This window comes from Lysobacter sp. OAE881, from assembly GCF_040546665.1.
GTDB classification, from domain to species: Bacteria; Pseudomonadota; Gammaproteobacteria; order Xanthomonadales; family Xanthomonadaceae; genus Lysobacter_J; species Lysobacter_J soli.
Genome location: NZ_JBEPOG010000001.1, coordinates 3600790 through 3614329, shown reverse-complemented (window position 1 = coordinate 3614329; position 13540 = coordinate 3600790). Strand labels below are relative to the sequence as shown.

Below are 13540 nucleotides of genomic sequence, written 5' to 3'. Positions count from 1 at the left end.
GCGCTCGACATCACGTCACACGAGGGAGTGAAGATGGAGAAGGGCAGGATCCGCAGGGTCGTGATCGCCGGTGGCGGCACTGCCGGCTGGCTGGCCGCGGCGGCGCTGACGCACCAGTTCCGCGATCTGCTCGACGTGGTGCTGATCGAATCCGAGCAGATCGGCACCGTCGGCGTCGGCGAATCGACCGTGCCGCCGATCCGCAATTTCCATCGCTTCCTGCAGATCGACGAGCAGGAGTTCCTGCGTGAAGTCGCCGGCACGTTCAAGCTGGCGATCTCGTTCGAGAACTGGCGCCGGCACGGCGAGCGCTACATCCACCCGTTCGGCATCACCGGGCAGGGCACGCTGGTCGCGGCCTTCCACCACTTCTGGCTCGAAAGCCTGCAGCGCGGCATGGACTCGAAGCTCGGCGATTTCTGCCTGGAAACGCAGGCCGCGCTTGCCGACCGCTTTGCGTTGCCGGCGCAGCCGCAGGTCAACTACGCGTACCACCTCGATGCCGGCCTGTACGCGCGCTTCCTGCGCAAGCGTTCGGAAGCATTCGGGCTCAAGCGCATCGAAGGCAAGATCCGCGAGGTGCGGCAGAACGGCGAGTCGGGTTTCGTCGAAGCGCTGGTGCTGGAAGACGACCAGGTCATCGAAGGCGATCTGTTCATCGACTGCACGGGCTTCCGCGGATTGCTGATCGAACAGACGCTCAAGTCCGGTTACGAGGACTGGCACCAGTGGCTGCCGTGCGATCGCGCGGTCGCGGTGCAGACCGAATCGACCGGCGGGCCGGTGCCGTACACGCGCGCCATCGCGCACGATGCCGGCTGGCGCTGGCACATTCCGTTGCAGCATCGCGTCGGCACGGGCTGGGTGTATTCCAGCCAGCACATGTCCGACGACGAAGCCACCGCGCGATTGCTGAAGGACGCGGCGGCGACGCCGATCCGCGATCCGTGGCGCGTGCCGTTCCGCAGCGGTCGTCGCCTGAAGGCGTGGAACAAGAACGTGGTCTCGCTCGGCCTCGCGAGCGGTTTCATCGAGCCGCTGGAATCGACCAGCCTGCACCTGTCGATGACGTCGATCATCCGGCTGATCGAGGCCTTCCCGTTCGACGGCATCCCCGAGTCGCTGACGGAGATCTACAACGACACCGGGCGTCGCGAGATGGAACACGTGCGCGACTTCATCATCCTGCACTACCACGCCAACCAGCGCGACGAGCCGATGTGGAAGCAGTGCCGCGAGATGGAGATTCCGGATTCGCTGTCGATCCGGCTGCGCGCATGGCGCGATCGCGCGCACGCGTGGCAGGGCGCGAACGAGCTGTTCCGCGTGGATTCGTGGACGCACGTGATGCTCGGCCAGGGGCTTGAGCCGCAGCAGCACCATCCGCTCACGCGCGCGCTGCCCGACGACCAGATGCGCCGCTTCCTCGAACAGATCCGCAAGCCCATCGACGAGGCGGTGGCGAAGTTCCCGACGCAGCAGGAATTCATCGACCGCTACTGCAAGGCCGCGCCGGAAGTGTGGGGCGCGCGGCGGCCGGCGGTCCAGGCATGACGACATCGCACGACACACAGGAGGCGGTACGGTGAAAGCAGGGAACCTCGGTCGGATCGGAAGTGGCGTACTGGTGTCGGCGCTGTTGCTGGCGCTGGCCGCATGCAAGGGCGACGACAAGCCGCAGGCCGGCGCGCAGCCGCAGGCCGGCGCATCGCCATGGCCGGAAGTGAAGTGGCCGCTGCCCGAGGATCCCGCGCTGGAGAAGCGCGTGAACGATCTGCTGGCGTCAATGACGGTCGAGGAAAAGGTTGGCCAGATCGTGCAGGGCGACATCAGCAGCATCACGCCCGAAGACGTGCGCACCTACCACCTCGGCTCCGTGCTGGCCGGCGGAAATTCCGATCCGGGCGGGCGCTACAACGCGACGCCGGCCGAATGGCTCGCGCTCGCCGATGCGTTCTACGAGGCGTCGATCGACAAGTCGAAGGGCGGCAAGGGCATCCCGATGATGTTCGGCATCGATGCCGTGCACGGGCAGAGCAACATCGTTGGCGCGACGATCTTCCCGCACAACATCGGCCTGGGCGCCACGCGCAATCCCGAACTGCTGCGCCGCATCGGCGAGATCACCGCGCTGGAAACGCGCGCCACCGGCATGGAATGGGCGTTCGCGCCGACCGTCGCCGTGCCGCAGGACGATCGCTGGGGCCGTTCGTACGAAGGCTATTCGGAATCGCCCGAGGTCGTCGCCAGTTTCGCCGGCGCGATGGTCGAAGGCCTGCAGGGCAAGGTCGGCACGAAGGAATTCCTCGACGGTCGCCATGTGATCTCGTCGGTGAAGCATTTCCTCGGCGACGGCGGCACCACCAACGGCGAGGACCAGGGCGACACGAAGCTCAGCGAAGCCGACCTCGTGCGCATCCACGCAGCGGGTTATCCGCCGGCAATCGCCGCCGGCGCGCAGTCGGTGATGGCCTCGTTCAACAGCGTCAACGGCGTGAAGATGCACGGCAACAAGGCCTTCCTCACCGACGCGCTGAAGGGTCGCATGAATTTCGGCGGCTTCGTCGTCGGCGACTGGAACGGCCATGGCCAGGTCGACGGCTGCACGCCGAGCGACTGCCCGGCGACGATCAACGCCGGCCTCGACATGGCGATGGCGCCGGACAGCTGGAAGGGCTTCTACGACACCGCACTCGCGGCGGCGAAGGCCGGCACGATTTCGCAGGAACGCCTCGACGACGCGGTGCGCCGCATCCTGCGCGTGAAGTTCCGCCTCGGTCTGTTCGAAGCGGGCAAGCCTTCGCAGCGCGCGGTCGGCGGCAAGTTCGAACTGCTCGGTGCGCCGGAGCATCGCGCGGTCGCGCGACAGGCCGTGCGCGAATCGCTGGTGCTGCTCAAGAACCAGGGCGGCGTGCTGCCGCTGGATCCGCGCAAGCGCATCCTCGTCGCCGGCAGCGGCGCGAACGACATGACCAAGCAGGTCGGCGGCTGGACCTACAGCTGGCAGGGTTCGGGCAGCAAGCGTGAGGACTTCCCCAACGCCGACACGATCTTCGAAGGCATCGCGCAACAGGCCAAGGCGGCCGGCGGCGAAGCGACGATGGCGGTGGACGGGAAGTTCACGCAGAAGCCGGACGTGGCCGTCGTCGTCTTCGGCGAGGATCCGTACGCCGAGTTCCAGGGCGACATTCCGAACCTGATGTATCGCCCGGGCGACGATTCCGATCTCGAACTGATCAAGCGCCTGAAGGCCGCGGGCATTCCGGTGGTGTCGGTGTTCCTCAGCGGCCGTCCGTTGTGGATGAATCGCGAGATCAACGCGAGCGATGCGTTCGTCGCCGCGTGGCTGCCGGGCTCGGAAGGCGCGGGCGTCGCCGACGTGATCCTGCGCAAGGCCGATGGCAGCGTGCAGAACGACTTCAAGGGAAAGCTCGGTTTCAGCTGGCCGCGCACGGCGACCCAGGTGGCCAACAACGTCGGGCAGAAGGATTACGACCCGCAGTTCGCGTTCGGCTTCGGCCTGACGTATGCCGACGACGGCAATCTCGCGCCGCTGCCTGAGGAATCCGGCGTGAAGCCCGGCCAGACCGAAGCCGGCACGTTTTACGCGCGCGGCACGCTCGCCGATGGCCTGCGTCTTCGCCTGAGCAACGCGGCAGGGCAGAACGTCGACGTGACGACGTTGCCGGCGAAGCTGCCCGACGGCAGCCTCACCGTTACCGCGGTCGACCACGAAGCGCAGGAAGACGCGCGGCGCCTCGACTGGTCCGGCGCGCAGGCGGCGACGGCAACGCTGCTCACCGACAAGCCGATGAACCTCATGCGCGAAACCAACGGCGAAGTGATGATCGTGCTGACCACGCGCTTGGAAGCCGCGCCGGCAGGCGATGTGTCCGTCGGCGTGACCTGCGGCGCCGGCTGCAAGCCTGCGAGCCTGCCCGCGCGCGACGCGCTGGCGAAGCTGCCTGCCGGGCAGTGGACGACGTTCGGTGTGCCGCTGAAGTGCCTGGCGACGGCGGGCGCGGACATGCGCAAGCTCGATTCGGTGCTGGTGCTGGAAAGCAAGGGCAAGCTGCAGATGTCGGTATCGCGCATCGCGCTGGGCGCATCGAACGAAGCCGAGCACGTGCTGCCCTGCAAGTGGTGAATCCCAACGCAATGCGTTGAGCAGAAGGCCGGCGATTGCCGGCCTTCTCTTTTTTCCGCCGCGCGATGCGTAGGTCCCCTCACGAACGCGTGAGTGCATGAACGACTGTGTGCGTCGCGCGATCGTCACGCGCAGCGCAAGCGTGCAACGGCCGAGTCCGCACCTCTTGCGCGCTGCTTGCACATTGTTCCGCAGTGCGCGCGCGTTGCGTTCTTCACCGGCATTGGACCTGCCATGTGCCATCGCGACACGTATTTCGTCGCGCGCACACTGAATGCGTAGCGGACGCGACCGCGGCGCGTATGCATCGCGCGAAAAATCGCTGGCATGACGCTTGCGTTGTCCATGTTGTCAGGCAATCCGCCTGAACATCGGAGATGCAGTAATGGCTAACAACAACCAGCGTGAGCAGAACCAGGGCGGCCAAAACCAGAACCAGGGTGGACAGGGCGGCATGCAGGGCCAGGGCGGTGGTGGCCAGCAGGGCGGCGGCCAGCAGGGTGGCCAGCAGGGCGGTGGTGGTCAGCAGGGCGGCCAGCAGGGTGGCGGTGGTCAGCAGGGCGGCCAGCAGGGCGGTGGCGGCCAGCAAGGCGGACAGCAGGGCGGCGGTGGCCAGCAGGGCGGCGGTGGCCAGCAGGGCGGACAGCAGGGCGGTGGTGGCCAGCAGGGCGGTCAGCGCGAGGATGGCGGCGGCCGCGGCGGCAGCCAGCGCGACGAAGAGCGCGGTGGAAGCCAGCGCCGCTGAGTGAAGCCACTGGCCAGGCAACGGCGCCCGGAACGATTCCGGGCGCTTCGCTGTTCGGAGCAAAGAGGACCACGGATGAAGCCATTCGCTGTCGACGATCTCTACCTGCATTCCACGCTGCTTTCGGTGCAGGGAGCGCCGGGGCATTCGATCGCGGTATTCGCACGCTCGCGGCCTTCGCGCAAACGCGACGGCTACAGCTCCACCGCATGGTGCGTGGACACCTCGGGCGATGCCGGGCCGCGTGAGCTGACCTCAAACGAATCCAGCGCCCGCTCGCCAAGACTTTCCCACGACGGAAAAACGCTGGCATTCCTGTCGAACCGGCAGCAGAAGCACGGCACGCAGGTATATCTGCTGTCGCTGTCCGGCGGCGAAGCGCGTCGGCTGACCGCGCTCGAACACTCGCCGGAAATCATCCACGGCTGGACGCCCGACGGAAGCGCGTTGCTGGTGGGCGCGTCCGTGCCGTGGGCCGAAGACGCGCAGGACGATGCAAGCCTTGCAGACGGCACGCGTCCGCTCGTCGTCATGCACCTCCCGTACAAGATGGACGGCAGCGGCCCCGCTGTCGGCAAACGCACGCACGTGTTCCGCATCGATGCGGACAGCGGTGAGGCGACACAGATCACGCACGGCGACTTCGACGTGAAGGAAGCATGCTGTTCACGCGATGGAAAACGCCTCGCCTTCGTGCGCACGCGCGAGGAAAAGCAACGACATCTCGCCGACCTGTGGCTGGCGGACGTCGACGGCGGCAACGCACGTCGCGTCACGACCAAGCTCGCGGCCGTGCAGGGATTGCAGTGGTCGCCCGATTCGAGCCGGCTGGTCTTCGGCGGGAACACGACGCCCGGCGATTCGCTGGATCACCCGTGGCTGCTGCGCGTGGCCGACGACACCCTTACCCAGCTCGGCGACGACGACCTGCACCTGGAAGGCGACCAGTTCTTCTGGCACGAGGACGGCGTGCGCATTGCCACCGTCGTGTCGATCCGCGGCATGCAGGAAATCTGCGTGATCGACAGCGAGCGGAATAGCGCGCGCCACTTCCCGCGCCGGCTGCGCCACGTGATGCAACTGGGCGAAAGCAACGGCCGCCTGATCTTCTCGTGCGCGACGATGCGCAAGCCCGAAGAACTGTTCAGTTGCGACTGGGACGGCGGATCGCAGCGGCGCCACACCAGTTTCAACCGTCCGTGGATCCGCGAGCGTGCGGCGCCGCGCGTGACGGTTCGCTCGTTCGACGTGCCCGATGGCGAAGGCGGGACCGAACGCGTCGATGCCTGGTTGCTGCGTCCGCCGGGCAAGGGCCCGTTTCCGGTCCTGGTCGACATGCACGGCGGTCCGCAGAGCACGGTGCTGGTGGATTACCCCAGCCACGTCTACTGGTACGAACTGGTGTCGCGCGGGTGGATGATCGTCGCGCCCAACGCCGTGGGTTCGGCCAGCTACGGCGCGGAGTTCGCCCGACGGTTGATCGGGCACTGGGGCGAGCGCGACCTGCCGCAGTACCTCGCCATCGTCGACCGCCTGCGCAACGACGGCCTCATCGACGATCGCATCGCCTGCGCCGGCAAGTCGTACGGCGGCTTCCTCAGCGCATGGGCGGTCGGCAACAGCGACGTGTTCCGCGCGGCCGTGGTGTGCGCGCCGGTCAGCGACGTCGAAGCCCACACCGGAACATCGGACACCGGGTTCTACGTGACGCCCTACGCGATGGGCGGCGAGATCGACGAAGCGCGCGAACGCTACCACCGCCTGTCGCCGATCGAGTACTGCGCGCACGTCGATACCCCCGTGCTGATGCTGCAGGGGCAGGACGACCAGCGCTGTCCGCTCGGGCAGTCGGAGGAGTTGTACGCGAACCTGCTGAGGCTTTCCCGCAAGGCGCCGACGATGGTCGTGTATCCCGGCGGCAGCCACGGCCTGTCCGGTAGCGGACGGCCGAGCCATCGCGTCGATTTCCACCGGCGTCTCGTCGACTGGGTGATGCGCTACGCGGGGGACTCGTCGGAACAGCAGGCGCAGCGCGAGGAAGACGAAGCCGCGACTGCGGCTGCGGAGGCGTCGTGACGCGTCAGTACACCGATTCGCCGGCCGCGCGTCGTTCGTGCGCGCGGAAGGCGTCGAGGATGTGCTCGCGCAGTTCCTCGTCGTTCCACGGCTTGGTGAGGAAGCGGTAGATCGCGCCGCGGTTGATCGCCTCGGTGATCGTCGCCAGGTCCGTGTAACCCGACAGCACCATGCGGATGGTGTCGGGGTAGAGGTCGCGCACACGCGTGAGGAATTCGGTGCCGCTCATGTCGGCCATCCGCTGGTCGGACAGGATGACCTGCGCGGTGTTGCTTGCCAGCAGGTCGAACGCTTCGCGCACGCTGTTGGCGGTGAGGATCTGGTAGCCGTCGCGGCGGAACAGGCGCACCAGCGAGCGCAGCACGTTTTCCTCGTCGTCCAGCAGCAGCAGCGTGCGTTCCGGTCGCGTCGCAGCAAACGCGCCCGGCAGCAGGAAGCGCTTGCTCACCATTTCGCCGAGCTGGTCGGCCGGTGCGGACGGGCTGAACAGATAGCCCTGGAAGAAATCGCAATGGTTGCGGCGCAGGAAGCCGAGTTCGGCCTCGCTTTCCACGCCCTTGGCGATCACTTTCATGCCCAGCTGGTGGCCCATCGCGATGATGCCGCGCACGATCGCGGCGCTGCGCGGATCGCTGGCGACGTTGCGGATGAAGCTGCGATCAATCTTGATGCGGTCCAGCGGGTATTGGCCGAGCGCGGCGAAGGACAGCCCGCCCAGGCCGAAGTCCTGCACGGTGAGCGTCGCGCCCATCGCGCGCAGGCCGGCGAGCGTGTCGTGCACGCGATGGCTGTCGGTGACCAGCACGCTCTCGGGAATCTCGAACTCCAGCGCGTTGCCGGGCAGTCCGTAGCGATGCAGCAGCTCGCCGATGCGGTCCAGGCAGTCGCGCTGCACCAGCAGCGGGCCGGACAGGTGCACCGACATCGACAGGTAATCCAGGCCTTCGGCGCGCCATTGCGCGAGCTGCGCGATCGCCGATTCCACCACCCACGCGCCAAGTCGCGCGGCGAGGCCGACGCGGTTGATCGGCTCGAGGAACTGGCTGGGGCGCAGCAGTCCGCGATCGGTCTGCCAGCGCAGCAGCGCGGCGAAACCGGTGACGCTGCCGTCGTGCGCGGCGACCTGCGGCTGGTAGTACAGGCGGAACTCGCCGCGATCGAGCGCCTCGATGAACCGCTGCGCGAAGCCGTCGTTGGGCGCGCCGCGATCCTCCGACGCCGCTGAATACAGGCCGACGTTGTTCAGGCCGTCCTGCTTCACGCGACGCAGCGCTTCCTCGGCCTTGGACAGCAGCGTCGCGGCGTTGGGTGCGTGGTCGGGGAACACGGCGATGCCGATGGAGAGCGTCACCGGCAGCGTGTACGGCGGGATCGACAGCGGCGTTTCGAAGGCGTCGCGCAGACGTTCCGCGAGGCCGGCGCCGTCGAGTTCGCCTTCGCGGTAGCCGATGCCGATGACGAACTCGTCGCTGGTCAGGCGCCAGATCCAGCCGTCGCGCGGCACCGCACGGCGCAGGCGCTGGGCGATGGCGGCCAGTGCCTGGTCGCCGGTCGCCGTGCCCATGTTGGTGTTGATCGAGCGGAACATGTCCACGTCGATGTGCAGCAGCGCGATGCGTCGTCGCGTCGCGCCGGCGACCGCGATGGCGGTCGCCAGGCTGGGTCCGTTGGCGCCGAGGCGGTGGAGCCCGGTGATGGGATCGACCGCGGTATCAACCTTCTCGTCGTACCGCTGCGCCATTTCTTCGGACTACTTCTTTGCTGCCGGGGGAGTTGCGGGTTTCTGCGGGGGCGTGCCGCTGCCGAAGTCGCCGTCCGCGGAGGCCGCCAGGTAGGCGAAGACCGCGTAGGCCGCGACGTTCTGCGCCAGCGCCTGCGGGTCGATCTTATCGAACGTGTCGTCCGGGGTGTGGTGAAGATCGAAGTAATCCGTGCCGTCCTGCGCCAGGCGCGCCCACGCCATGCCCTTCTCGGCCGACGGACCGACGTCCGGCCCCGGGCCGCCCTGGCCGGGCACGTATTCGATGCCCAGCGGCGCGAGCGCCTGCGCGATCTGCGCGTCGGCCGCCTTCGCATGCTCCGGCGCGGAGCTGGAATAGGCGTAGATGCGGCCCGCGCCGAAGTCGCTTTCGGCGCCGATCTGGTGCTTGGCCACGTCCTTCATGTGCGCGTCGGCGTAGGCCTTGCCGCCGTACAGGCCCTGTTCCTCGTTGGCGAACGCGACCACGCGGATCGTGCGCGCCGGATGCTGCTTGAGGTCGCCGATGAGCTTGCCGGCCGCCATCGTCAGGCCGACGCCGGCGCCATCGTCGATCGCGCCGGTGCCGAGGTCCCACGAATCCAGGTGGCCGCCGATCACGACCACTTCGTCCGGCTTTTTCGAACCGCGGATCTCGCCGATCACATTCTGCGAGGTGTACGTGCCGTCCCAGCCGCAATCCAGCGCCAGCTGCACCTTCACCGGCTTGCCGAGCGCGAGCAGGCGGCGGAGCTGGTCGGCGTCGGGCACCGCGAGCGCGGCGGAGGGAATCGGCTTGAGGCCCTCGTCGAAACGGGTGATGCCGGTGTGCGGATTGCGATGCGAATCGGTACCGGCCGAGCGCATCAGGTAGCCGATCGCGCCGGCGCGGATCGCCGCCGACGGCCCCTTGCTGCGCACGCGCGAGCCCGGGCCGTAGCCGGCGCCGTCGCGCGCGCGTTCCATCTTGTAGTCGATGAAGGCGATCTTGCCGGCGAGCGAACCGGCGGGCGCGGCTTCCAGTGCGGCGAGGTCGGCGAAGCGCACGACTTCGCCTTCGACGTTGCCCGGCGGGCTGCCGCCGAGCGCGGTCAGGTGCAACGGCTGCGCGTTTGCGCCGACGACGTGCGCCGACTCGCTGCGGCGTTCCCACTTCGGAAACGTGACCGGCTCGGTCCAGACCTTGTCGAAGCCCAGTTCTTTGAACTTGGCCACCGCCCACGCGACGGCGCGGGCATCGGCCTCGCTGCCGGCCAGGCGCGGGCCCACTTCGGTGGTGAGCGATTCGGTGATGCGGTAGCCCAGTTCGCTTTTGAGCGCGGTTTCGCGCAGCTGCGCGGCGGTGGCGATGGCCTTGTCGGGAATGCGCGTCTCGCGCTCGGCTGCGTGACCGCTTGCGGCGGCGGCGAACAGACAGGTGGCGATCGCCACCGACAGCATTGCGCGCATCGAACAACTCCCCTGGAAGACGGCGTCGAAAGGACGACGAAACCGCGAGCGTAGCAACTCGCGATGCGCGGGCAGGGTGTCGTCAGTCACGCAGCGATGTGGGGCGGTTTGCCGGGTGTGGCTGCAGCAGGATCGCTGTCATTCGGGCGGAGGTCGGGGGCCGGGTCGGAACGTGTAGGTCCTCGGTTTGCGGAGCCCAACACCATCGTCATTCCAGCGAAAGCTGGAATCCATCTGGCTTCATATGGCGGATCTGACTAAATCTAGCGGATCTGACGAAGCAACGCCGCAGCGCTGTGCGGCAGGGGCGGTTTGTTGCGCCAGCTTCGTTGCCCCTCACCCCAACCCCTCTCCCGTGGAGAGGGGCTCAAAGCTCCGCGGTTTCATGGGCTCAAGGCCCCGGCTTGTTCTTCAACTCGTCGCGGATCTCGCGAAGCAGCAGCACTTCTTCCGGGATGGCAGCTGCGGCGGCGGGTGCGCGCACGCGGTTGTATGCCTTGAGGATCAGGAAGATCACCAGCGCGATCAGCAGGAAGTCGATGATCGTCTGCACGAACATGCCGTAGCGGATTGCCAGCTCGGTCGCGACTTCCTTGCCGGCCGAATCCAGCTGCGCCGGCTTGATCACGTACTTCCAGTCGCTGACGCTCACGCCCTTGGTGAATGCGCCGATCGCCGGCATCACGATGCCGTCCACCAGCGCGGTGACGATCTTGCCGAAGGCTGCACCGATCACGACACCGACGGCCAGGTCGACCACGTTGCCGCGTGAGATGAATTCCTTGAACTCGGTGATCAGGCCCATGGCGTCGTGGTCTCCAGCGTTGACGTTAGGCGGCGGCGCGCGCCGCGCGGCTTCGGACTATACCGTCCGACCGGTGACGATCGTCCCGGAATGTTCGGCGATGCCTTCGATGGCGGCGTGGAAGCGATCGCCCGGTTGGAGCGGACCGACGCCGGCCGGCGTGCCCATGAAGATCAGGTCGCCGGCGCGAAGGGCATACAGCTTCGACAGCTCGTGCAGGATGTCGGGCACCGTCCAGATGAGGTCGGCGAGCGAGCCGTCCTGTTTCACCTGGTCGTTGATCGAAAGGCGGATGCGGCGCGCGCCGAGTTCACCGACTTCCGTGGCGGGCACGATCGCGCTGATCGGCGCGGCATGGTCGAACGCCTTGCCGGTGTCCCACGGCAGGCCCTTGGCCTTCGCGTTGCCCTGCAGGTCGCGGCGCGTGAGGTCCAGGCCGACGGCGTAGCCGTAGACGAGGTTCATCGCGTCGGCAGGATCGAGCACGCCTGCGGGCGCGTCCTTGCCAAGTGCGACGACCAGTTCGACCTCGTGGTGCAGGTCCTGCGTGCCGGGCGGGTAGGGCACTTCGGACTGCAGCGCGATCGCGTCGGCCGGCTTGAGGAAGAACACCGGCGTGCCGCGGTCGGCGGGCGAAGCCGGAACGGCGACGCCCATCTCGCGTGCGTGGTCGGCGAAATTGCGACCGACGCAGTAGATGCGGTGTACGGGGAAAGTCTGGTCCGTCCCGCGGACCGGAACGCGCGGCTGCGGCAGGGCCGCGATCACGTCGCTCATGCGGGCCCTTAAAGGGTGGTGTGCGTGCGGGGCCGTTCGATCGCCGGCTGGCCGACGACGCGGAATTCGCCTTCGACGATGCGCGCGTCCTGCTGCGAACGCGCCAGGCGCTTGCCGCGCTGCTTCCACAGCTTGTAGAGCATGCCGGCGGCGATCATCGCCGCGCCCAGCGCCACCGAGAACGCGACCAGCACCGCGAGCACGCCCAGGCCGACGACGCCGAGCGCGAAACGCAGCAGGCGATGGCGCGGCTTGCGCGGCTCGAACGCCGAACGCACGCGCGAATGGAAGTGGGAGGTACCGAAGCGGAAGGTCTGGGCAAACATCGGGTTGCGTCGTGACACAATGCGGCAACAAGCGCCGGGGAGGCGAGTATCGGGCCAGCCATGAGCGAGGGTGTGAGAACTTCGTTAAGCATTTCACACGATGTCGACCGTTCAGCGGAGCCGCTCGTGAAGCTGGAACGCTTGCCTGACGGGGCTTTCGCCGAGGTCGAGGCGGTCGTCGACGGCGATGCGGAAAGCCTGATTGTGTATCGTGACGGCGATCACGTCCGGGCCTGGCTCAACATCTGCCCGCACGCTGGTCGCCGCCTCGACTGGGCGCCGGGCCAGTTCCTCAAAAGCAAGGACGGCCATCTGGTATGTGCCGCGCATGGGGCGAGCTTCGAATTGACCGGTGGCGAATGCGTCGCCGGGCCGTGTCGCGGGGAATCGTTGCGCGCGGTCGGAGTGACGGTGCGCGACGGCGCGGTCTGGCTGGGCGACTGAAGCACCGCAACGCGGCAGCGCCGCATCGATAACAGACGCAACCGGGGACGACATGAGCACGGTGTTGTGGGCCAATTGCCTGGTCGGTGGAGAGGTGTGTTCCGATCAGGAGGATCGCGCGGCGCTGTACCGGCACGCGAAGAAACTCGATGCGATCTCCAGGTCGTTGCGGCTGCCGTCGTTCATGGCCGCCTGCGACGAGACCGACATGCGTTACAACCTCCAGGATCTCGAGCTGCCGGCTGGCATGACCTCGGCCAACGAGGTGATGGCCGCCGACGGTGCCTGGCTTGCGCGCGCCGACGCGTTGGCGATGCTGGAGGGATTGCACGCGCACATCCGCGAGACCAAGCCGCGGTTCGGCCTGCTGAGCGACCAGCACGCGACCATCGTGGACGAGCTTGCCGGCGTGATCGCGTTCGTGCGCTCGCAGCCGGACGCGGAGCGGTTCAACTTTGCCGTCGTGATGTGACCCGGCCGTACAGCCGCAGCGAGGCCCGATGCCTAACCCGCTGATCGTTCCGATGGCCGCCCACGTCGCGTGGGCCGCCTTCCTTTACGTGCTGCTGACCATCGCCCGCGCGCCGGCCGTGTGGGGCATCGGGCAGCGGGCCGACGGCGGCAATCCGTGGGCGAAGCTCGAGCCGCGCATCAGCGCCAATCTGTCGAACCAGTTCGAGTGGCCGCTGTTCTTCCACGTCGCCTGCGTTCTGCTGATCTTCGCCCGCGACATCGGGCCTCTGCCGCAGATGCTCGCGTGGGTCTTCATCGCAGGTCGCGTGCTGCACAGCATGGTGCAGATCTGCACGGCCAATGTGCGGCTGCGAGGACTGGTGTTCATGGTGAACTTCCTCGCCGTGCTCGCGCTGTGGGCGGTGGTGGTCGGAAGATCGCTTCTCGCTTGAGAAGTGCCTGGGCGCAGGCGCGCTGGACGAACCACTTTGCTCGAGCCGTCATTCCCGCGAAGGCGGGGCTCCATGCGTTGGAAGCATCACTTTTGCGCCGCTGACATGGCTGGGTTCCCGCCTTCGTG

At 67.5% G+C, this 13540-nt stretch carries 12 protein-coding genes; 6 read left to right on the top strand and 6 right to left on the bottom strand.

All coding sequences use genetic code 11. The annotated features are described in order from the left end of the window. The first annotated feature begins 33 nt into the window (after positions 1-33). Complete coding sequence (locus ABIE51_RS16615; protein ID WP_192631523.1) at positions 34-1554, top strand: tryptophan halogenase family protein; 1521 nt, start codon at positions 34-36, stop codon at positions 1552-1554. A 31-nt stretch (positions 1555-1585) separates the two neighbouring features. Beyond that, positions 1586-4147, top strand: a complete 2562-nt coding sequence (locus tag ABIE51_RS16610; RefSeq protein ID WP_354504552.1) for a glycoside hydrolase family 3 protein — start codon at positions 1586-1588, stop codon at positions 4145-4147. Positions 4148-4361: 214 nt separating this feature from the next. Here the strand turns inward: ABIE51_RS16610 and ABIE51_RS16605 are convergent, their stop codons facing one another. Further along, positions 4362-5003, bottom strand: a complete 642-nt coding sequence (locus tag ABIE51_RS16605) for a hypothetical protein (RefSeq protein WP_192631522.1) — start codon at positions 5001-5003, stop codon at positions 4362-4364. On the opposite strand from ABIE51_RS16605, the gene ABIE51_RS16600 reads away from it, so the two are divergent. Then, complete coding sequence (locus ABIE51_RS16600) at positions 4968-6968, top strand: S9 family peptidase (RefSeq protein ID WP_192631521.1); 2001 nt, start codon at positions 4968-4970, stop codon at positions 6966-6968. The genes ABIE51_RS16605 and ABIE51_RS16600 overlap by 36 nt on opposite strands. Positions 6969-6972: 4 nt before the next feature. On the opposite strand, the gene ABIE51_RS16595 is transcribed toward ABIE51_RS16600, so the two are convergent. From ABIE51_RS16595 to ABIE51_RS16575, 5 genes are all read right to left on the bottom strand, one after another. After that, entirely contained in the window at positions 6973-8709 is a 1737-nt protein-coding gene (locus ABIE51_RS16595; RefSeq protein WP_115843501.1) for an EAL domain-containing protein, read from the bottom strand. Between the two features lie 9 nt (positions 8710-8718). Further along, positions 8719-10146, bottom strand: coding sequence for a M28 family peptidase (locus tag ABIE51_RS16590; protein WP_192631747.1), 1428 nt, complete (start codon positions 10144-10146; stop codon positions 8719-8721). Positions 10147-10546: 400 nt separating this feature from the next. Then, on the bottom strand, positions 10547-10960 hold the full coding sequence (mscL, locus tag ABIE51_RS16585) for a large-conductance mechanosensitive channel protein MscL (protein ID WP_115843497.1): 414 nt from the start codon (positions 10958-10960) through the stop codon (positions 10547-10549). 57 nt (positions 10961-11017) lie between these two features. Next, the gene (locus tag ABIE51_RS16580) at positions 11018-11737 is read right to left on the bottom strand and encodes a fumarylacetoacetate hydrolase family protein (RefSeq protein ID WP_192631520.1); all 720 of its coding nucleotides are present in this window, start codon (positions 11735-11737) and stop codon (positions 11018-11020) included. An 8-nt stretch (positions 11738-11745) separates the two neighbouring features. Then, on the bottom strand, positions 11746-12063 hold the full coding sequence (locus ABIE51_RS16575) for a hypothetical protein (RefSeq protein ID WP_192631519.1): 318 nt from the start codon (positions 12061-12063) through the stop codon (positions 11746-11748). A gap of 60 nt (positions 12064-12123) precedes the next feature. Here ABIE51_RS16575 and ABIE51_RS16570 point away from each other — a divergent pair, with 60 nt between their 5' ends. From ABIE51_RS16570 to ABIE51_RS16560, 3 genes are read left to right on the top strand one after another with little or no spacing between them, the layout of a single operon-like run. Beyond that, a complete protein-coding gene (locus tag ABIE51_RS16570) occupies positions 12124-12507 on the top strand; it encodes a Rieske (2Fe-2S) protein (protein ID WP_192631518.1) in 384 nt (127 codons plus the stop codon). A gap of 52 nt (positions 12508-12559) precedes the next feature. Further along, positions 12560-12979 (top strand): hypothetical protein, encoded by a 420-nt coding sequence (locus ABIE51_RS16565; protein WP_192631517.1) that lies wholly within the window; start codon positions 12560-12562, stop codon positions 12977-12979. A gap of 52 nt (positions 12980-13031) precedes the next feature. Beyond that, positions 13032-13412, top strand: coding sequence for an MAPEG family protein (locus tag ABIE51_RS16560; RefSeq protein ID WP_354504547.1), 381 nt, complete (start codon positions 13032-13034; stop codon positions 13410-13412). Positions 13413-13540 lie beyond the last annotated feature (128 nt).